This window comes from Citrobacter portucalensis (assembly GCF_002042885.1).
In the GTDB taxonomy this organism is placed as follows: domain Bacteria; phylum Pseudomonadota; class Gammaproteobacteria; order Enterobacterales; family Enterobacteriaceae; genus Citrobacter; species Citrobacter portucalensis.
In genome coordinates, this window is record NZ_MVFY01000002.1 from 101273 (window position 1) to 122289 (window position 21017).

Sequence of the window (21017 nt, forward strand, 5' to 3'; positions counted from 1 at the left end):
AACGCCAGAGGATAGTGCGACAGGGAAGGGACTGCAAGAGGAAGGCTTCCTCCGCTGGGGAGGAAGCCTTTGGTGATTAGTTGTGTGCGCCAATTTCGCGCAGTTTACGACCCTTCATCAGGTTACGCTCAATGTGTTCCAGAGAGACGTTTTTAGTTTCAGGGATCAGCCACAGAGTCAGGAAGATGAACAGTACGTTCAGGCCGCCGTAGACCCAGAAGGTGTTGGCGCTGCCCAGTGAGTTCAGCATCGTCAGGAAGGTTGCGCCGACGATCATGTTGGCAATCCAGTTGGTTGCAGTAGAGCAGGTGATGCCGAAATCGCGGCCTTTCAGCGGCTGGATTTCAGAGCACAGTACCCAAATCAGCGGACCGGCGCTCATGGCAAAGCCAACGATAAACATCAGCAGCATCAGTACTGCGAAGTATTGTGCGGATGCCGAGTGAATCCCCACGTGCATCATTGTACCCAGCACGCCCATACCAACGGCCATCACGATAAAGCCAAGGATCAGCGTAGGCTTGCGGCCCCAACGGTCAACCAGGCCAATGGCGATAAAGGTTGCCAGCACGTTGGTCAGACCGACGATAACAGTCCCCCACATCTGCTCGGTGGTGTTGGTGTAGCCCGCCAGCTCAAAGATTTTCGGTGCGTAATACATGATGACGTTCATCCCGGTGAACTGCTGCATCACCTGTAACAGAACGCCAAGGAATACCGCGCGACGGAAGTTGCTGTTTTCTTTAAACAGCGCCCAGCCGCTCTGCTTCACCTGCAGACTTTCACGGATTTCATCCAGCTCGCGTTTGGCTTCTGCGCTGGTGTCACGCAGACGCAACAGGACGCGTTCAGCATCAACAAAACGACGTTTAGCTGCAAACCAACGTGGGCTGTCCGGCAGGAAGATAACGCCAACCAGCAGCAGCAGGGCAGGGATGATGATTACACCCAGCATCCAGCGCCATGCGCCGCTGTAGCTAAACGCTGTATCGGAAAGATACGCGCCCAAAATACCGATGGTGATCATCAGCTGATACATGGAGATCATGCTGCCACGAATCTTTTCCGGGGCAATTTCAGACAGGTACAGCGGCGCGGTATAAGACGCAACGCCTACAGCCAGGCCGAGCAGCACGCGGGAAACCAGCAGGACTTCAACGTTTGGCGCAGCGGCGGAGAACAGTGAACCCGCAACAAACAAGATCGCACCGATCATCAGGCTTTTTTTGCGTCCCAGTTTGAAGGAGAGCCAACCGCTGCCGACAGCACCTACCGCCGCACCAAACATCATGGAGCTCACCACCCATTCCTGAGTGTGCGGGGTAATTTGAAACTCGTCGGTGATGAACGGTAAAGCACCGGCAATAACACCGATATCCAGGCCAAAAAGTAATCCAGCCAGGGCTGCCAGAAAGCAGACAAAAAATGTCATGGCTTTGTTGGAACGCCCCGTTTTTTTATTGTCAGGCATGATGCCCTCCGGTTGGGTAGCTAGTTTTGTTGATGTTAAGGGTAGGTGAGTACGGGGTAAAAAAATGCGAATCACATCACATTAGTGTAATCGATTACACTGTCATTCATGCGGATTATTGGTTAATTCATTGAAAGTTAACATTATTTATTGGGATTAAATAATGTTGGTCGTCTGAATTTAAGACAATGATGAAATATAATGTAACAGTGATGCAAGTGTGCTGGATAAGAGATGTTAATTCAAGGTAGAGGGAAATATGGTGTGATGTAATCGCTTTCATTTTCATTTAAAGCAATAGTAATCAGCGCGGTTTGGTGATGGATGTGGGAGAGGAAATAGGTATAAAAAAAGACCAGCGCGAGGCTGGTCTTCATAAGCGTTAAGTCTGGTTTAAATTACTTCAGACCGGCAGCGTCGCGCAGCAACTGTGCTTTGTCGGTTTTTTCCCATGGGAAATGTTCGCGACCAAAGTGACCGTAAGCAGCGGTTTCTTTGTAAATCGGGTGCAGCAGATCCAGCATCTGAATCAGGCCATACGGGCGCAGGTCGAAGAACTCACGCACCAGAAGAGTCAACTGCTCTGAAGGCACTTTTTCAGTACCGAACGTTTCCACCATGATAGATGTCGGTTCTGCCACGCCGATTGCGTAGGAAACCTGAATCTCACAACGGTCAGCCAGGCCTGCGGCAACGATGTTTTTCGCTACGTAACGGGCTGCATAGGCTGCGGAACGGTCAACTTTAGACGGGTCTTTACCAGAGAATGCACCGCCGCCGTGACGCGCCATGCCGCCGTAGGTATCAACGATGATTTTACGACCGGTCAGACCGCAGTCGCCCATCGGGCCGCCGATAACGAAACGACCAGTTGGGTTGATGAAGAATTTGGTCGAAGCGGTCAGCCATTCAGTCGGCAGTACCGGCTTGATGATCTCTTCCATAACGGCTTCTTGCAGCGATTTCTGGTCGATATCTTCAGAGTGCTGAGTAGACAGAACAACCGCATCAATACCGACGATTTTGCCGTCGTCATACTGGAAGGTTACCTGGCTTTTGGCATCCGGACGCAGCCAGGATAAGGTGCCGTTTTTACGCACTTCAGCCTGACGCTGCACCAGACGGTGAGCATAGGTAATAGGTGCTGGCATCAGCACGTCGGTTTCGTTGGTTGCATAACCAAACATCAGGCCCTGGTCGCCTGCGCCCTGTTCCAGCGGATCAGCACGGTCAACACCCTGGTTGATGTCCGGAGACTGTTTACCAATCGCGCTCAGTACCGCGCAAGAGTTGGCGTCAAAGCCCATGTCGGAATGCACATAGCCAATTTCGCGAACCGTGTTACGGGTGATCTCTTCGATATCAACCCATGCGCTGGTGGTGATCTCACCGCCAACTAAAACCATACCGGTTTTGACGTAGGTTTCGCAGGCAACGCGTGCTTTTGGATCCTGTTCCAGGATTGCATCCAGCACAGCATCAGAGATTTGGTCAGCGATTTTGTCAGGATGCCCTTCTGATACGGACTCGGACGTAAAAAGGTGTTTTGCCATATTTAATTTCACCTAAGGAGAATTTGGTTAGCTCAAACTGTCGAGTGGAATAGCCATGTGTAGAAGATTCTACCATGAGTCTGCAGATGACGGACACTGGCAGTCTGAGTGTTAATCGGTATAGATGGATTAACATCTGGACGGCTATTTTAGGACAGTTCTTCGCCTGATTTCCAGCTTTTTTTGATTGAGGTCGCATTGTACTGAAAATGTAACTGGAAATTTTTCCTGACGGTGCTGGCAATGTGCATATTTATCTTTTGCTTTTTGACTTTCTTATCGGTATAAAACGCGGCGCGCGGCTCATATCCGTCATACTTCAAGTTGCATGTGCGTTGGCTTCCTCGCTCGCCCCAGTCACTTACTCATGTAAGCTCCCGGGGACTCTCTGCGTTGCCGCCTTCCCGCAACTCGAATTATTTAGGGTAGACAAAAGCACACGACGTTTTCATCGTGTTGCCACTTCCAGCCGGGTTAAAACTTTAGCTTTGGCTTGTGGGTTCGTTCCGTAAGGAGCAACCGTGGAGGTGATACGAGATAATGAACCGTTGTATTCTGCAGAATCTGTCGCACCGTTCTGGTGTACATATGTCCCCCGCAATCTGCATCTCTGCTTTGCATACCTGTCGATGTTATATACACAAAATCATTTATGCTGCGTCGAGGCGGCAAGTGAATGAGTCCCCTGAACGTACGAGTAGTACGTGACTGGGGCGAATGAGCGTAGCCAACAAAGTGGCTGCATGAAGGATGAAGTGTATACCCATCTCGGCGTATCTCAGGACTCAAGAGCCGGTAACGGTCACTAAGAACTGAACAAGGGCGCTCTTGGTAAACAAGAGTTTTCTCGTGGTTTCGCCGAACCGTCAGCATTAAGTTCGGTTACGTGTTTACATTGATATGAAAAAGAAACCGGTCGCACAGTCGGAGCGTCAGCACTATCTGCTGCAAATTCTGCCTGTATTTGGGTTGTTATCGCGTCTTCGGATTGCGATAGTAGTCAACTGTTTTACACTTGTTAATAAAATTGAGGTTCGCTATGTCTGACGACATTTCTTTGGGTTCGCCTTCGTCAGCAGGCGAACACGGTGTACTACGCTCCATGCAGGAGGTTGCAATGAGTTCCCAGGAAGCCAGCAAGATGCTGCGTACTTACAATATTGCCTGGTGGGGTAATAACTACTACGACGTCAATGAACTGGGTCACATCAGCGTGTGCCCGGATCCGGACGTACCCGAAGCGCGCGTTGACCTTGCTGAGTTGGTGAAAGCCCGAGAAGCGCAGGGCCAGCGTTTGCCTGCATTGTTCTGCTTCCCGCAGATCCTGCAACACCGTCTGCGTTCGATTAACGCCGCGTTTAAACGTGCCCGTGAATCTTACGGTTACAACGGTGACTATTTCCTCGTTTACCCGATCAAGGTCAACCAGCACCGCCGCGTGATTGAATCGCTGATCCACTCCGGCGAACCGCTGGGACTGGAAGCGGGTTCCAAAGCTGAACTGATGGCCGTTCTGGCTCATGCCGGAATGACCCGTAGCGTGATCGTGTGTAACGGTTATAAAGACCGCGAATATATCCGTCTGGCGCTGATTGGCGAGAAGATGGGCCATAAGGTCTATCTGGTCATCGAGAAGATGTCTGAAATTGCAATCGTGCTGGATGAAGCTGAACGCCTGAATGTCGTTCCGCGTCTGGGCGTGCGTGCGCGTCTGGCGTCGCAGGGCTCTGGCAAGTGGCAGTCCTCCGGCGGGGAAAAATCGAAATTCGGCCTGGCGGCAAACCAGGTGCTGCAACTGGTCGAAATTCTGCGCGAGCGCGGTCGTCTGGACAGCATTCAGTTGCTGCACTTCCACCTTGGCTCGCAGATGGCGAACATTCGTGATATTGCCACCGGCGTACGTGAATCGGCGCGTTTCTACGTTGAGCTGCACAAGCTTGGCGTCAATATCCAGTGCTTCGACGTGGGCGGTGGTCTGGGCGTGGATTACGAAGGTACCCGTTCGCAGTCTGACTGTTCCGTAAACTACGGCCTGAACGAATACGCCAACAACATCATCTGGGCTATTGGCGACGCCTGCGAAGAACACGGTCTGCCGCATCCGACGGTAATCACCGAGTCTGGCCGCGCGGTTACCGCGCACCATACCGTGCTGGTATCAAACATTATCGGCGTTGAGCGTAGCGAACACACAGAAGCAACGCCTCCGGCTGATGATGCGCCGCGTGCTCTGCAAAGCATGTGGGAAACCTGGCAAGAAATGCATGAACCGGGAACTCGCCGTTCGCTGCGTGAATGGCTGCACGACAGCCAGATGGATCTGCACGATATTCACGTTGGTTACTCTTCAGGTACCTTTAGCCTGCAAGAGCGTGCGTGGGCTGAGCAGCTTTATCTGAACATGTGCCATGAAGTGCAGAAACAACTCGACCCGAGCAACCGCGCGCATCGCCCGATTATCGACGAGCTGCAGGAGCGTATGGCGGATAAGATTTACGTCAACTTCTCGCTGTTCCAGTCGATGCCAGATGCGTGGGGGATCGATCAGCTGTTCCCGGTAATGCCGCTGGAAGGACTGAATCAGGTACCTGAGCGCCGCGCGGTGCTGTTGGATATAACCTGTGACTCTGATGGCGCTATCGACCACTACGTTGACGGTGATGGCATTGCGACCACCATGCCGATGCCGGAATATGACCCGGAGAACCCGCCGATGCTGGGCTTCTTTATGGTGGGTGCGTACCAGGAGATCCTCGGCAACATGCACAACCTGTTTGGTGATACCGAAGCGGTTGACGTGTTCGTCTTCCCTGACGGCAGCGTAGAAGTTGAGCTGTCCGACGAAGGGGATACCGTGGCGGATATGCTGCAGTACGTGCAGTTGGATCCGAATACCCTGCTGACGCAGTTCCGTGACCAGGTGAAAAACACCGATCTGGATACCGAGCTGCAGCAACAGTTCCTCGAAGAGTTTGAGGCCGGTCTGTACGGTTATACTTATCTCGAAGACGAGTAATTAAGACATATCTGCTTGAGGGCCGGCTTATTTATATAATCCGGCTCTTTTTTTATTGATGGAATCTGAAATATAGCCACAACCCTTTCTTTTATTTTTTAATACACCTACTGTTGCCGCTGTAATAAATCGGAAACAGAAAGGGAATCGAGATGAAGGGATTAAAGTGGAACGTCTTTTTTGCCGTGATTTTTTTACTTGCTGGTGGGTGTTCTGGGCCAGTACAGTATAGCAGTGCATCTTCGCCAGCTATAGGCACGGCCTGGGGCGAAGACGTTCGCTCAACGGTAACGGGCGTATCGGTAGAACGTGCGGAGCGCGATCCTGCTGAAGTTATATTAATAAATTACTCCGCAAAGCATTCGACGGGTTACGATAGAGTATACAGCATACGCATTAGTGACTTGGAATATGCCGTTCGCGATGCTAATTTTAATTCCGTACCTATTACCCGTTTTTACAACTCATCAGTTGGCCAATGGCAATATAGGCTTCCTGCCAAAGTAGGGGCAAATTATCAATTATATGTGCGCAATTATAGCCGAGATACAAACTATGAAATCGTGGCGACAGTGGATGGGCTTGATGTACTTAACGGTAAACCTGGTTCGCTGAATAATAGCGGCTATATTGTTAATGCAGGAGATTCACTGGCAATCAAAGGGTTCAGAAAAGACAAGCATACTGAAGCGGCATTTCAGTTTTCCGATGTTTCTGACGCCTACGCCGCTAACTCTGCGCAGGGAGACGTGCGCAACATTGGAGTGATTGGTTTTGCCGCCTTTGCTTTGCAGGGGCCGGCCGTCAAAAAACTCCCGCCTTGCTCCGCGCAGGCCTTCCCGGCGGACAGTAATGATTACGCCCCTCCGCCATGTCGTCAATAACGAGCTGCTTGAAGCGGGGAAGTTTTAAGGCGATAATTGCACAAAATGTGTTTTAAAAAATCTAACCCTTCCTCGTCGGGCCTAACGACGCGGAAGGGTTTTTTTATACCGACGAATATGAGGTTTTTGCCATGAGCACCTTAGGTCATCAATACGACAACTCCCTGGTTTCTAACGCCTTTGGTTTTTTACGTCTGCCGATGAACTTCATGCCATACGACAGCGACGCCGATTGGGTGATCACCGGCGTACCGTTTGATATGGCAACGTCTGGTCGTGCGGGCGGGCGTCATGGTCCGGCGGCGATCCGTCAGGTTTCCACTAACCTGGCGTGGGAGCATAACCGCTTCCCGTGGAACTTCGATATGCGCGAGCGCCTGAACGTGGTGGACTGCGGCGATCTGGTTTATGCCTTCGGTGATGCGCGTGAAATGAGTGAAAAACTGCAGGCTCATGCTGAGAAACTGCTTTCTGCCGGTAAGCGCATGCTCTCCTTCGGCGGCGACCACTTCGTCACGCTGCCGCTGTTGCGCGCGCACGCTAAGCATTTTGGTAAAATGGCGCTGGTGCATTTTGATGCCCACACCGATACCTACGCGAACGGCTGCGAATTCGACCACGGCACCATGTTCTACACTGCGCCGAACGAAGGGCTGATCGATCCGAATCACTCTGTGCAGATTGGTATTCGTACCGAATTCGACAAAGACAACGGCTTTACCGTGCTGGATGCTTGCCAGGTGAACGATCGCAGCGTAGATGACATCATCGCCCAGGTTAAGCAGATTGTCGGTGATATGCCGGTGTATCTGACCTTTGATATCGACTGCCTGGATCCAGCATTTGCGCCGGGTACCGGTACGCCAGTGATCGGCGGTCTGACTTCTGACCGCGCGATCAAGCTGGTTCGTGGTCTGAAAGATCTGAACATCGTCGGGATGGATGTTGTTGAAGTGGCTCCGGCCTACGATCAGTCAGAGATCACCGCGCTGGCGGCGGCTACGCTGGCTCTGGAAATGCTGTACATCCAGGCAGCGAAAAAAGGCGAGTAAGTTGTTTTGCCGGATGGCGCTAACGCTTATCCGGCCTACAGCTGGTTGATGTTTGTAGGCCGGATAAGGCGTTCACGCCGCATCCGGCACGATTAACGGTTATTTGATCCCGTCGGCGCTCATGCGATCGCGAATATGTTGCGCACGTTCTGCGGATGCCGGGTGATCGTCAAACATTGAGCTTTGACGTCCAGCTTCCAGTTTGGCCAGTTTCTCAAAGCTGGTGGCTAAACCTGCCGGATTGATCCCGCGTTTGCGCAACAAATCATACGAGTAATCATCCGCCTCGGATTCCTGACGCTGGGAGAACTGCGAGTTCACCAGTTTCTCGCCAAGATCGCCCAATTGCGACTGCGACAGGCTGCCGACAATGCCGCCAGCGGATGCCGCCGCTGCACGTACAGCGTTGGTACCCAGCGCAACCTGCATACCTTTTTTCACGTGACCCAGCGCGACGTGGCCCATTTCATGGCCGATCACCGCTTCGACTTCGTTGTCGGTCATCATATCCATCAGGCCGCTGTACACGCGGATACAGCCGTTTGCCATGGCAAAGGCATTCACATCTTTCGCCATATAGACTTTGTAGTTCACCGGCTGGCCGTTAATGTTATCGCCAAGCGCGGCGGCGATTTTGCCAAGACGCGTTGCGTACTCGCTGCTGGTCGGGGCGATAGTAGCCTTGCTGTCCATATCTTTACAGGCCTGATCGCTCAGCGCTTTTACCTGAGCATCGCTCAGACTGTAGGCCTGAAAAGCCTCCGCGCCAGAAGAAAGCAGTCCGTTGGAGTCCATGTTCTGGCAGCCGGTCAATGCCGCAGCCATGCTCGTAGCAAGCAGTAAAGCGCGAATTTTCATTTTTTCTCTTCCGCACAAAGTCAGGATTATTCTAAAAATTACGTCGTTTGCAGGTGAACCGACGCTCGGCCTAAGTATAAAGAAAAGAACAATACGCGGGCGAGAAGATTGCGCAACTTGCGCGCATGATCCAGAGATTTCTGAAGCGGCAAAAGGATGCTCCATGTACATGACACGCGGCTTGGGTTACATTGTTGGCACTTTTTTCCGGCGTAGCCCAAAACGCGCTGTCGTCAAGTCGTTAAGGGCTCAGCCTTCATTATCCGATCTGGAGTCAAAATGTCCTCACGTAAAGAGCTTGCCAATGCTATTCGTGCGCTGAGCATGGACGCAGTACAGAAAGCCAAATCCGGTCACCCGGGTGCCCCGATGGGTATGGCTGACATTGCCGAAGTCCTGTGGCGTGATTTCCTGAACCACAACCCGACTAACCCGTCCTGGGCTGACCGTGACCGCTTCGTGCTGTCCAACGGCCACGGCTCCATGCTGATTTATAGCCTGCTGCACCTCACCGGCTACGATCTGCCGATGTCCGAGCTGCAGAACTTCCGTCAGCTGCACTCCAAAACTCCGGGTCACCCGGAAGTGGGTTACACCGCGGGTGTTGAAACCACTACAGGTCCTCTGGGTCAGGGCATTGCGAATGCAGTGGGTATGGCTATCGCTGAAAAAACGCTGGCGGCGCAGTTTAACCGTCCAGGTCACGACATCGTTGACCACTTCACCTATGCTTTCATGGGCGACGGCTGCATGATGGAAGGTATCTCTCACGAGGTATGTTCCCTGGCTGGTACGCTGAAGCTGGGCAAACTGGTTGCGTTCTACGATGACAACGGCATCTCTATCGATGGCCACGTTGAAGGTTGGTTCACCGATGACACCGCGAAGCGTTTTGAAGCTTACGGCTGGCATGTGGTTCGTGGTGTTGATGGCCACGATGCTGACGCGATTAAGCGCGCAGTAGAAGAAGCACGCGCAGTGACCGACAAACCGTCCCTGCTGATGTGCAAAACCATCATCGGTTTCGGTTCTCCGAACAAAGCGGGTACTCACGACTCTCACGGTGCACCGCTGGGCGATGCAGAAATCGCACTGACCCGTGAACAGCTGGGCTGGAAATACGCGCCGTTCGAAATCCCGTCTGAAATCTACGCGCAGTGGGATGCGAAAGAAGCCGGTCAGGCAAAAGAAGCTGCATGGAACGAGAAGTTCGCTGCTTATGCGAAAGCCTACCCGCAGGAAGCGGCTGAATTCACCCGTCGTATGAAAGGTGAAATGCCGTCTGACTTCGACGCCAAAGCGAACGAGTTCATTGCTAAGCTGCAGGCTAATCCGGCGAAAATCGCCAGCCGTAAAGCTTCTCAGAACGCGATTGAAGCCTTCGGTCCTCTGCTGCCTGAATTCCTCGGCGGCTCCGCTGACCTGGCACCGTCTAACCTGACGCTGTGGTCTGGTTCGAAAGCGATTAACGAAGATACTGCCGGTAACTACATCCATTACGGTGTGCGTGAATTCGGTATGACCGCTATTGCGAACGGTATCTCCCTGCACGGTGGTTTCCTGCCGTACACCTCCACCTTCCTGATGTTTGTGGAATATGCCCGTAACGCGGTGCGTATGGCTGCGCTGATGAAACAGCGTCAGGTCATGGTCTACACCCACGACTCCATCGGTCTGGGCGAAGACGGCCCGACTCACCAGCCGGTAGAGCAGGTTGCTTCTCTGCGTGTGACCCCGAACATGAGCACATGGCGTCCGTGTGACCAGGTTGAATCCGCCGTTGCGTGGAAATACGGTGTTGAGCGTCAGGACGGCCCGACCGCGCTGATCCTCTCCCGCCAGAACCTGGCACAGCAGGAGCGTACCGAAGAGCAACTGGCAAACATCGCTCGCGGTGGTTACGTGCTGAAAGACTGCGACGGTCAGCCGGAACTGATCTTCATCGCTACCGGTTCTGAAGTTGAGCTGGCTGTGGCTGCGTGGGACAAACTGACTGCCGAAGGCGTGAAGGCTCGCGTGGTTTCCATGCCGTCTACCGACGCGTTCGACAAACAGGATGCCGCTTACCGTGAGTCTGTGCTGCCGAAAGCGGTTTCCGCTCGCGTTGCAGTGGAAGCAGGTATCGCGGACTACTGGTTCAAATACGTGGGCCTGAACGGCGCAATCGTCGGTATGACCACCTTTGGTGAGTCTGCTCCGGCAGAGCTGCTGTTTGAAGAGTTCGGCTTCACCGTAGACAACGTTGTCGCGAAAGCTAAAGAACTGCTGTAATTTCGATTACAGGTGAAAACGGGTCGCTCAGGCGGCCCGTTTTTTTTTGCTTTTCCGGAACGCGCCGCGCGTTGCGCAATCGCACGGCGCAGTCTGCTATCCAGACCGTCTGCGGCATCGTTGAAGGGCTCCGGGACTCGGACCTCGCGCTGGTGATTAGATGCAGGTTAGGGGGCTTTCTGATTTAAATCAGGGTGTGTAACACGACAATGAAATAATTTTGCTACGGTTATTCGTCATTCTGGAATATGGAATAAATTTAGCGTTGAAGGGCGTTAAAATGTGACGCAAGTCAGATAACTGTGTTCTGTTGCTGGACAAACATTCCTTTTATTCCTCGTTTCGCTTATTCTAGCTGAAGCGTTTCAGTCGATTAAATGTTCGACAATTAACCAATTAGTCGCAGTTTGCGACAGGTAAGGTTTCCCTGAGCGATTTGCTGCATTACTCTGTCTGCCACATCGTTTCTGAGAAATCCTTGCAGGAGACCTATGACCGTACGCGTAGCGATTAATGGTTTCGGTCGCATCGGACGCAACGTGGTTCGTGCTTTGTATGAATCCGGGCGTCGGGCGGAAATCACCGTGGTGGCAATCAACGAACTTGCGGATGCTGCAGGCATGGCGCATTTGTTGAAATATGACACCAGCCATGGACGTTTTGCCTGGGATGTTCGTCAGGAACGTGACCAGCTCATCGTTGGCGATGACGCTATCCGCATTCTGCATGAGCGAACACTCGATGCACTTCCATGGCGCGAACTGGGTGTCGACATCGTGCTGGATTGTACGGGGGTCTTCGGCAATCGCGAACACGGCGAGGCGCATATTGCCGCTGGTGCAAAAAAAGTGCTCTTTTCACATCCTGGTAGTCACGACATCGACGCAACCGTTGTGTATGGCGTTAATCAGGATCAGCTGCGCGCTGAGCACCGGATCGTTTCCAACGCTTCCTGCACCACGAATTGCATAATACCCGTCATTAAATTGCTGGATGATGCTTACGGCATTGAGTCTGGTACCGTCACCACGATCCACTCTGCGATGCACGATCAGCAGGTTATTGATGCTTATCATCCTGACCTGCGTCGCACGCGAGCGGCCAGCCAGTCGATTATTCCGGTTGATACCAAACTGGCGGCGGGCATCACGCGAATTTTCCCGCAGTTTAACGATCGTTTTGAAGCGATAGCGGTGCGTGTACCGACCATAAATGTGACGGCGATCGACTTAAGCGTGACGGTGAAAAAACCAGTAAAAGCCAGTGAAGTCAACCAGTTGCTGCAAAAAGCAGCACAAGGTGCATTTCATGGTATAGTTGACTATACGGAATTACCGTTGGTCTCTGTAGATTTTAACCACGACCCGCACAGCGCCATCGTTGATGGTACGCAAACGCGTGTGAGTGGCGCTCACCTGATCAAAACGCTGGTCTGGTGTGATAATGAATGGGGCTTTGCTAACCGTATGCTCGACACTACGTTAGCGATGGCTGCTATTGGTTTCAGGCTCGACGCTTGAGCGTCGACAAAACTTTATGAATCAACGAGAGGATTCACCATGTCTGTAATTAAGATGACCGATCTGGATCTGGCTGGTAAACGCGTTTTTATCCGTGCGGACCTGAACGTACCAGTTAAAGAAGGGAAAGTAACCAGCGATGCGCGTATCCGTGCTTCTCTGCCGACCATCGAACTGGCCCTGAAACAGGGTGCGAAAGTGATGGTAACTTCCCACCTGGGTCGTCCTACCGAAGGCGAGTACAACGAAGAATTCTCTCTGCTGCCGGTAGTTAACTACCTGAAAGACAAACTGTCTGCTCCGGTTCGCCTGGTAAAAGATTACCTGGACGGCGTTGAAGTCGCTGCCGGTGAACTGGTGGTTCTGGAAAACGTTCGCTTCAACAAAGGCGAGAAGAAAGACGACGAAGCACTGTCCAAAAAATATGCTGCGCTGTGCGACGTATTCGTAATGGACGCTTTCGGTACAGCTCACCGTGCACAGGCTTCTACTCACGGTATCGGTAAATTCGCTGATGTAGCTTGCGCAGGTCCGCTGCTGGCTGCTGAGCTGGATGCGCTGGGTAAAGCACTGAAAGAACCTGCTCGTCCGATGGTTGCTATCGTTGGCGGTTCTAAAGTTTCCACCAAACTGACCGTTCTGGATTCTCTGTCAAAAATCGCTGACCAGCTGATCGTTGGCGGTGGTATCGCGAACACCTTCGTTGCCGCTCAAGGCCACAACGTGGGTAAATCCCTGTACGAAGCTGACCTGGTTGACGAAGCTAAGCGTCTGCTGACCACTTGCGACATCCCGGTCCCGACTGACGTTCGCGTAGCGACTGAATTCTCTGAAACTGCACCGGCTACTCTGAAGTCCGTTAGCGATGTGAAAGAAGACGAGCAGATCCTGGACATCGGCGACGCTTCTGCACAGCAGCTGGCTGACATCCTGAAAAATGCGAAAACCATTCTGTGGAATGGCCCGGTTGGCGTGTTCGAATTCCCGAACTTCCGCAAAGGTACTGAAATCGTTGCTAACGCTATCGCAGACAGCGAAGCGTTCTCTATCGCAGGCGGCGGTGACACCTTGGCAGCAATCGACCTGTTCGGCATTGCTGACAAAATCTCCTACATCTCCACTGGCGGCGGCGCTTTCCTCGAATTCGTGGAAGGTAAAGTATTGCCAGCAGTAGCGATGCTCGAAGAGCGCGCTAAAAAGTAAGCATTTAATGGGCAGGGAAACCTGCCCAATTATTAGCGCGCTTTAGAGCGCGCGCCCTTTCCAAGGCCGAAGATACAGGATTCGTAATATGTCTAAAATTTTTGATTTCGTAAAACCAGGCGTAATCACTGGTGATGACGTACAGAAAGTTTTCCAGGTAGCAAAAGAAAACAACTTTGCCCTGCCAGCTGTTAACTGCGTTGGTACCGACTCCATCAACGCCGTTCTGGAAACCGCTGCAAAAGTTAAAGCGCCGGTAATCGTACAGTTCTCCAACGGTGGTGCTTCTTTCATCGCGGGTAAAGGCGTGAAGTCTGACGTTCCTCAGGGCGCTGCAATCCTGGGTGCTATCTCTGGCGCGCATCACGTTCACCAGATGGCTGAACACTACGGTGTTCCGGTTATCCTGCACACTGACCACTGCGCGAAGAAACTGCTGCCGTGGATCGACGGTCTGCTGGACGCGGGTGAAAAACACTTCGCAGCAACCGGCAAACCGCTGTTCTCTTCTCACATGATCGACCTGTCTGAAGAGTCTCTGGAAGAGAACATCGAAATCTGCTCCAAATACCTGGCGCGCATGTCCAAAATGGGCATGACCCTGGAAATCGAACTGGGTTGCACCGGTGGCGAAGAAGACGGCGTGGACAACAGCCACATGGACGCTTCTGCACTGTACACCCAGCCGGAAGACGTTGATTACGCATACACCGAGCTGAGCAAAATCAGCCCGCGTTTCACCATCGCAGCTTCCTTCGGTAACGTACACGGCGTTTATAAGCCGGGTAACGTTGTTCTGACACCGACCATCCTGCGCGACTCTCAGGACTATGTTTCTAAGAAACATAACCTGCCGCACAACAGCCTGAACTTCGTCTTCCACGGCGGTTCCGGTTCTACTGCTCAGGAAATCAAAGACTCCGTAAGCTATGGCGTAGTGAAAATGAACATCGACACCGATACCCAATGGGCTACCTGGGAAGGTGTTCTGAACTACTACAAAGCGAACGAAGCTTACCTGCAGGGCCAGCTGGGCAACCCGAAAGGCGAAGATCAGCCGAACAAGAAATACTACGATCCGCGCGTATGGCTGCGTGCTGGTCAGGCAACCATGATCACCCGTCTGGAACAGGCTTTCAAAGAACTGAACGCGGTTGACGTTCTGTAATTTACGCCGTTCTACGTGACATGAGGCCCGCAAATGCGGGCCTTTTTTATTGCCATTTCAATATGCTGCTGGCAGAGAATTCTGTGATCTGTTTGGCAAAATCCAGGTTTATTGTTTACCCTTGTCAGATTGCCAGTCCCGTTGGGACGGCTTTATTTTTCCCATTTGGGTAAGCAAAAAAGGAATATTGAATGGAAGATTTGAATGTTGTCGACAGCATAAATGGTGCGGGCACCTGGCTGGTCCGCAATCAGGAGCTGCTGTTAAGCTATGCCGTCAACATCGTTGCGGCCATCGCCATTGTCATTATCGGTATGATTGTGGCGCGAATCGTATCAAACACCGTTAACCGCCTGATGGTGGCACGTAAAATTGATGCAACCGTTGCTGACTTCCTCTCCGCACTGGTGCGCTACGGTATTATCGCGTTCACGCTGATTGCCGCTCTGGGTCGCGTTGGGGTACAAACCGCTTCTGTGATTGCCGTTCTCGGTGCCGCAGGTTTAGCCGTTGGTCTGGCGCTGCAAGGTTCGCTGTCCAACCTCGCCGCTGGCGTGCTGCTGGTGATGTTCCGTCCGTTCCGCGCAGGTGAGTATGTAGACCTCGGCGGCGTAGCGGGAACCGTACTCAACGTGCAGATTTTCTCCACGACTATGCGTACCGTAGACGGTAAGATTGTGGTGATCCCAAACGGTAAAATCATTGCCGGAAACATCATTAACTTCTCTCGTGAGCCGGTTCGTCGTAACGAATTTATCATCGGCGTGGCTTACGACTCCGATATCGATCAGGTGAAAAAAATCCTCACCGATATCATTCAGTCTGACGAGCGTATCCTTAAAGATCGTGAAATGACGGTGCGCCTGAATGAGCTGGGCGCTTCCTCGATCAATTTTGTGGTACGCGTCTGGAGCAACAGTAGCGATCTGCAAAGCGTCTACTGGGACGTACTGGAGCGTATTAAACGCGAGTTTGACGCCAACGGTATCAGCTTCCCGTACCCGCAGATGGATGTGAACTTCAAGCGTGTGAAAGAGAGCGCGGCAGAGTAATCGCGTGCCCGGTGGCGCTATCGCTTACCGGGCCCGCAGGTTTTGTAGGCCGGATAAGGCGTCAGCCGTCATCCGGCATTTCCCCCCCCCCCTGGGTATTAATTCTTCTTATCCCTGATTAAAATTATCCATTTCCGCTAATGTTTTCCCCGCGCTATAGTCTGCTCCTAAGAGAAACAGTTCGGGATGATTAACGTGTTATCGTATTATTTTCAAGGGCTTGCACTTGGTGCGGCTATGATACTTCCGCTCGGTCCGCAAAACGCCTTCGTGATGAATCAGGGGATCCGTCGCCAGTATCACATCATGATTGCTTTACTCTGCGCTATCAGCGACTTAGTGCTGATTTGCGCGGGGATCTTTGGCGGTAGCGCCTTGCTGATGCAGTCACCATGGCTGATGGCGCTTGTCACCTGGGGTGGGGTGGCATTTTTACTCTGGTACGGTTTCGGGGCGTTAAAAACGGCGATGAGCAGTAACCTGGAACTGGCCAGCGCCGAGGTGATGAAGCAGGGCCGCTGGAAAATTATCGCTACTATGCTGGCGGTGACATGGCTAAACCCCCATGTTTACCTGGATACCTTTGTGGTGCTGGGGAGTCTGGGAGGCCAACTGGACGTTGAGCCTAAGCGCTGGTTTGCGCTGGGTACCGTCAGCGCTTCGTTCCTGTGGTTCTTCGGCCTGGCATTGCTGGCGGCCTGGCTCGCTCCGCGTTTGCGCACTGCTAAAGCACAGCGGATCATCAATACCCTGGTAGGATTGGTGATGTGGTTTATCGCTTTTCAGTTGGCAAAAGAAGGTGTTGCGCACGTTCATGCGTTGTTCAACTAAGTGTTGTCTGATGGACAACGCAGCGAGATCGGCTAAGCTTGCCTGCATGTGCCCTGAGTTTCGGGGTAATTAATGAAACATGGAGGAACGACCGTGAAGTTCAAAATAATGGCCCTGGCGGCATTAGTCGGATTCAGCGCACTATCGGTACAGGCAAATGAGTTGCCAAATGGACCGCACATCGTGACTTCCGGAACGGCAAGCGTGGATGCGACACCAGACATCGCTACTCTGGCGATTGAAGTGAACGTTGCTGCAAAGGATGCGGCTTCAGCGAAGAAGCAGGCAGATGAGCGCGTGGCGCAATATCTGTCCTTCCTTGAACAGAACCAGATAGCGAAGAAAGATATTAGCGCGGCAAACCTGCGCACCCAGCCGGACTACGACTACCAGAATGGTAAAAGCGTCCTTAAAGGCTATCGTGCGGTACGTACCGTTGAGGTCACGCTGCGTCAGTTGGACAAACTCAACGCGCTGCTTGATGGTGCGCTGAAGGCCGGTCTGAATGAGATCCGTTCGGTATCGCTTGGCGTTGCCCAGCCGGATACTTACAAAGATAAAGCGCGTAAAGCAGCAATTGATGATGCTATTCATCAGGCTGAGCAGTTAGCTGCGGGCTTTAACAGCAAATTGGGGCCCGTTTACAGCGTGCGTTACCACGTTTCCAATTATCAACCGAGCCCGATGGTACGGATGATGAAAGCAGATGCAGCGCCTGCGACATCCGCTCAGGAAACCTACGAACAGCCGGTTATTCAGTTTGACGATCAGGTTGATGTGGTCTTCCAGATTGAGCCGACGGCGGGGCAGCCAGCAGCAACGCCAGCCAAAACCCAGTAATCATTGCAGACCCGGCTTTCCAGCCGGGTTTTTTCTGTGAGCAACTGTAAAAATGAGACCCCACATCCAGTCTTTTTTTTCGCCGTAATGAGGATAGGCCATAGCGATTTTTAAGGGGACGCTATGGATATTTTTATCTCGAAAAAGATGCGTAATTTCATTCTGCTGGCGCAAACCAATAACATTGCCAGAGCGGCAGAAAAAATACATATGACCGCATCGCCTTTCGGTAAAAGCATTGCCGCACTGGAAGATCAAATCGGCTATACGCTGTTTACCCGCAAAGATAACAACATCAGCCTGAATAAAGCCGGACAGGAGCTGTATCAGAAGCTGTTTCCCGTTTATCAGCGCCTTTCTGCCATTGATAACGAAATCCATAACGCCTCTCGCCGCTCGCGGGAAATCGTCATCGGTATCGACAATACCTACCCAACGATTATTTTTGACCAGTTGATTAGCCTTGGTGACAAGTATGACGGCGTGACGGCTCAGGCCGTTGAATTCAGCGAGAATGGGGTGATTGATAACCTGTTCGATCGCAAACTGGATTTTATTATCTCGCCGCAGCACGTTTCCCCCCGCGTCCAGGAACTGGAGAATCTGGCGATTAGCGAGTTGCCTCCGCTGCGTTTGGGGTTTCTCGTTTCCCGGCGCTACGAAGAAAAACAGCCGCAGGATCTGCTGCGCGAGCTGCCCTGGCTGCAAATGCGCTTCCAGAATCGCGCCAACTTTGAGGCGATGCTGGATGCATACATGCGGCCCTGCGGGATCAACCCGACGATTATCTACCGTCCGTACAGCTTTATGGCCAAGATCAGCGCGGTAGAGCGCGGGCAGTTTTTGACGGTAATCCCTCACTTCGCCTGGCGGCTGGTGAACCCGTCGACGCTAAAGTATTTCGATGCGCCCGGCAGCCCCATGTATATGCAGGAGTTTCTCTATTCGCTGAAAAATCATCGCTATACCGCCACTATGCTCCAGCATATTGCTGAAGATCGTGACGGTAGCGCAAGTTAACCGAGCATCGATCCTGTTTCGAGAAGATTACGATGCAGATCGAACGCATGGCTGAGATCGTGATGGATATGTCCGCCGGGTGCTTTCTCCAGATAGCGGTGCAGATAATCCCGGTAAAGAGGGTGCGCACAGTTATCGATAATCGTGTGCGCCCGCTGCATCGGAGATAGCCCACGCAGATCGGCAATCCCTTGTTCGGTCACGATCACTTTAACGCTATGTTCGCTGTGGTCGACATGGCTGCACATCGGTACGATGGTGGAGATTTTCCCGCCTTTGGCAATCGACGGCGCCATAAAGATAGACAGGTAGGCATTGCGCTCGAAATCCCCGCTGCCGCCGATGCCATTCATCAGGTTCACCCCCGCAACGTGCGTGGAATTGGCATGGCCGTAGATATCAAACTCCAGACCGACGTTGAGCGCAATAACCCCCAGCCGACGGATGATCTCCGGGTTATTGGAGATCTCCTGCGGGCGCAGCACAATCCGGCTGGCGAAGAAGTCCATGTTGTCGTAAATCTTCTGTAGCGACGGGGCTGAAATGGTCAGGCTGGAGGCGCTGGCACCTGTTATCTTGCCCGTTTCCAGCAGATGCACCACCGACTCCTGCAACACCTCAGAATACATCATAAAGGGCGGGATATCCGGGTTCTCGCCCAGTCGCGCCATTACCGCGTTGTTGATATTGCCCACGCCGCTTTGTAAGGGTAGAAACTCAGCTGGAATACGTTTGTGAGCCATTTCTGCCAGCAGGAAAGTGACGACGTTATCGGCAATTTGCTGGCTGACCGGATTGGTTTTATCCGCCGCATTTCCGGCATCGGGCAGCTCGGTATCCACCACCGCAACCACCTTTTTGGGGTCTATCTGTACGCACTGACTGCCTACGCGATCCATGGTATGAAAAATGGGTACGCTGTTACGCCGCGGCGGCGCACCGGGTATCACGATGTCGGCAAACTCCGCCACGCGCGGATTATGGTAATGATTCAATTCAATGATCACTTTTTTCGCCCGCAGCAGCCAGGTCGGCGCATTACCAATACCGCTGGAAAGCCAAATCCGGCCATCTGGCGCGATAGCGGAGGCTTCAATGACGGCAACATCGATCTCGCCAAAAAAGCCGTAATTAACCATTTGCGCCACTTCACTCAAATGGAGATCGACAAACCTCACCTGGCCCTGATTAATTTTCTCGCGCAGGCCCGATGACGTTTGATAAGGCGCCCGCCAGGAAACGGCATCCGCCGCGGATAGAACATCATCAGCGGCGGCGCCAATTGATGCTCCGGTCAGCAGGCGGATCTGAAAAGGCTGCCCGTTCTGATGCCGTTCGCAGGCGCGTTGGGCAATTGCGCTGGGTAACGCTTTGGGTGAACCCGCAGGGGTAAAGCCGCTAAACGCCACCATATCATCGTGCTGGATAATTTCTGCCGCCTGTTCGGCGCTCATCCGTTTCATGGCCGTCTCCTTCCTCGGACGTGATTAATGGCCAACAAAATTTGGTTTACGTTTTTCCATAAACGCGTTCATCCCTTCCTGATAATCCTCGCTGTCGTACACCGCGCGGCGCATGCCCTGAATACGCTCGAACTCATCAGAATTCATGGTGTGCGCTTCACCCAGCACGCGCAGTTCTTCTTTGATGACGGCGATGGCCAGCGGCGCTTTTTCCGAGATGTGGTGTGCCATTTGCAGAGTGAAATCTTCCAGTTCCTCGACGGGCACGACATGGTTAAGGATCCCGACCGCCATGGCGCGTTGAGCGGTGATGGGCGAAGCGGTAAAAATCAGCTCTTTTACTATGTGAAAACCAGCGTCGCGGGTCAGGTTGTGGATGCCCACCAGGTTATATGGCACACCGAGGTTGACCGGGGTCATCGAGAAAGTGGAGGTACTGGCTGCAATGATCAGATCGGAACTCATGATCATCTCAAACGCGCCGCCCCAGACGCTGCCTTCGACCATCGAGATCACCGGCTTCGGGTATTTTTGGATCATACGGGTTATCTGACGCAGCGGATCGTCATAAGAGAGCGGATCGCGACGTCCGGTCGGGAGTTCATGAATATCATGCCCGGCAGAGAACACTTTGGCCCCGCTCGGGGCGCGCAGAATGATGCAGCGAATGTCCGCACGATTGAGATCGCTCAGCGCCTGCATCAGATCGTCAATAAACACTTTACTCAGGGCATTGAGCTTGCGGGCGTAATTGAACTCAATAACCGCGACTTTCTGGATGATGACCACGTTGACGTATTGATAAGACATAATGT

Annotated in this window: 17 protein-coding genes and 1 pseudogene; 13 read left to right on the forward strand and 5 right to left on the reverse strand. The window is 52.6% G+C overall.

Translation table 11 applies throughout. The features are described 5' to 3' along the window. Positions 1-76: 76 nt before the first annotated feature. The gene (galP, locus tag BZK40_RS03250) at positions 77-1471 is read right to left on the reverse strand and encodes a galactose/proton symporter (protein ID WP_079934156.1); all 1395 of its coding nucleotides are present in this window, start codon (positions 1469-1471) and stop codon (positions 77-79) included. Positions 1472-1869: 398 nt separating this feature from the next. Continuing rightward, positions 1870-3024 carry a methionine adenosyltransferase gene (gene metK / locus BZK40_RS03255; RefSeq protein ID WP_020996311.1) on the reverse strand — a complete coding sequence of 385 codons (1155 nt, stop codon included), beginning with the start codon at positions 3022-3024 and terminating at the stop codon, positions 1870-1872. A gap of 540 nt (positions 3025-3564) precedes the next feature. Between metK and yqgG the strand changes: the two are divergent. From yqgG to speB, 5 genes and pseudogenes are all read left to right on the forward strand, one after another. Continuing rightward, positions 3565-3666: pseudogene (gene yqgG / locus BZK40_RS24935) on the forward strand (small protein YqgG); the annotation flags it as partial. Between the two features lie 258 nt (positions 3667-3924). Further along, complete coding sequence (gene yqgB, locus BZK40_RS03265; protein ID WP_071692618.1) at positions 3925-4071, forward strand: acid stress response protein YqgB; 147 nt, start codon at positions 3925-3927, stop codon at positions 4069-4071. Further along, positions 4064-6040: a biosynthetic arginine decarboxylase gene (gene speA, locus BZK40_RS03270; protein ID WP_071692619.1), complete on the forward strand. Its 1977-nt coding sequence runs from the start codon at positions 4064-4066 to the stop codon at positions 6038-6040. Before yqgB ends, speA begins: the two co-directional genes overlap by 8 nt. Positions 6041-6192: 152 nt before the next feature. Next, the gene (locus BZK40_RS03275; protein ID WP_079934157.1) at positions 6193-6924 is read left to right on the forward strand and encodes a hypothetical protein; all 732 of its coding nucleotides are present in this window, start codon (positions 6193-6195) and stop codon (positions 6922-6924) included. A gap of 131 nt (positions 6925-7055) precedes the next feature. After that, positions 7056-7976, forward strand: coding sequence for an agmatinase (gene speB, locus BZK40_RS03280; protein WP_003027056.1), 921 nt, complete (start codon positions 7056-7058; stop codon positions 7974-7976). Between the two features lie 99 nt (positions 7977-8075). Here the strand turns inward: speB and loiP are convergent, their stop codons facing one another. Continuing rightward, the gene (gene loiP / locus BZK40_RS03285; protein ID WP_048225486.1) at positions 8076-8834 is read right to left on the reverse strand and encodes a metalloprotease LoiP; all 759 of its coding nucleotides are present in this window, start codon (positions 8832-8834) and stop codon (positions 8076-8078) included. Between the two features lie 279 nt (positions 8835-9113). On the opposite strand from loiP, the gene tkt reads away from it, so the two are divergent. The 8 genes from tkt (at position 9114) to srsR (ending at position 18739) form a co-directional block, all read left to right on the forward strand. Further along, positions 9114-11105 carry a transketolase gene (tkt, locus tag BZK40_RS03290; RefSeq protein WP_003825453.1) on the forward strand — a complete coding sequence of 664 codons (1992 nt, stop codon included), beginning with the start codon at positions 9114-9116 and terminating at the stop codon, positions 11103-11105. Positions 11106-11596: 491 nt separating this feature from the next. Further along, positions 11597-12625, forward strand: a complete 1029-nt coding sequence (epd, locus tag BZK40_RS03295) for an erythrose-4-phosphate dehydrogenase (RefSeq protein WP_008785759.1) — start codon at positions 11597-11599, stop codon at positions 12623-12625. 39 nt (positions 12626-12664) lie between these two features. Continuing rightward, positions 12665-13828, forward strand: a complete 1164-nt coding sequence (gene pgk / locus BZK40_RS03300; protein WP_003027032.1) for a phosphoglycerate kinase — start codon at positions 12665-12667, stop codon at positions 13826-13828. Positions 13829-13916: 88 nt separating this feature from the next. After that, positions 13917-14996, forward strand: coding sequence for a class II fructose-bisphosphate aldolase (gene fbaA / locus BZK40_RS03305; protein WP_003027029.1), 1080 nt, complete (start codon positions 13917-13919; stop codon positions 14994-14996). A 191-nt stretch (positions 14997-15187) separates the two neighbouring features. Then, positions 15188-16048, forward strand: a complete 861-nt coding sequence (locus tag BZK40_RS03310) for a small-conductance mechanosensitive channel MscS (RefSeq protein ID WP_003825461.1) — start codon at positions 15188-15190, stop codon at positions 16046-16048. Positions 16049-16243: 195 nt separating this feature from the next. Continuing rightward, the gene (gene argO / locus BZK40_RS03315) at positions 16244-16879 is read left to right on the forward strand and encodes an arginine exporter ArgO (protein WP_003027005.1); all 636 of its coding nucleotides are present in this window, start codon (positions 16244-16246) and stop codon (positions 16877-16879) included. Positions 16880-16972: 93 nt separating this feature from the next. After that, entirely contained in the window at positions 16973-17719 is a 747-nt protein-coding gene (locus BZK40_RS03320; protein WP_003825465.1) for an oxidative stress defense protein, read from the forward strand. Between the two features lie 123 nt (positions 17720-17842). Further along, on the forward strand, positions 17843-18739 hold the full coding sequence (srsR, locus tag BZK40_RS03325) for a LysR family transcriptional regulator SrsR (protein WP_003026999.1): 897 nt from the start codon (positions 17843-17845) through the stop codon (positions 18737-18739). Here the strand turns inward: srsR and scpC are convergent. Together scpC and scpB are read right to left on the reverse strand one after the other, a co-directional pair. Continuing rightward, entirely contained in the window at positions 18736-20202 is a 1467-nt protein-coding gene (gene scpC / locus BZK40_RS03330; RefSeq protein ID WP_048225482.1) for a succinyl-CoA:acetate CoA-transferase ScpC, read from the reverse strand. The genes srsR and scpC overlap by 4 nt on opposite strands. A 24-nt stretch (positions 20203-20226) precedes the next feature. Then, a complete protein-coding gene (scpB, locus tag BZK40_RS03335; RefSeq protein ID WP_008785757.1) occupies positions 20227-21012 on the reverse strand; it encodes a methylmalonyl-CoA decarboxylase in 786 nt (261 codons plus the stop codon). Between the last annotated feature and the right edge of the window lie 5 nt (positions 21013-21017).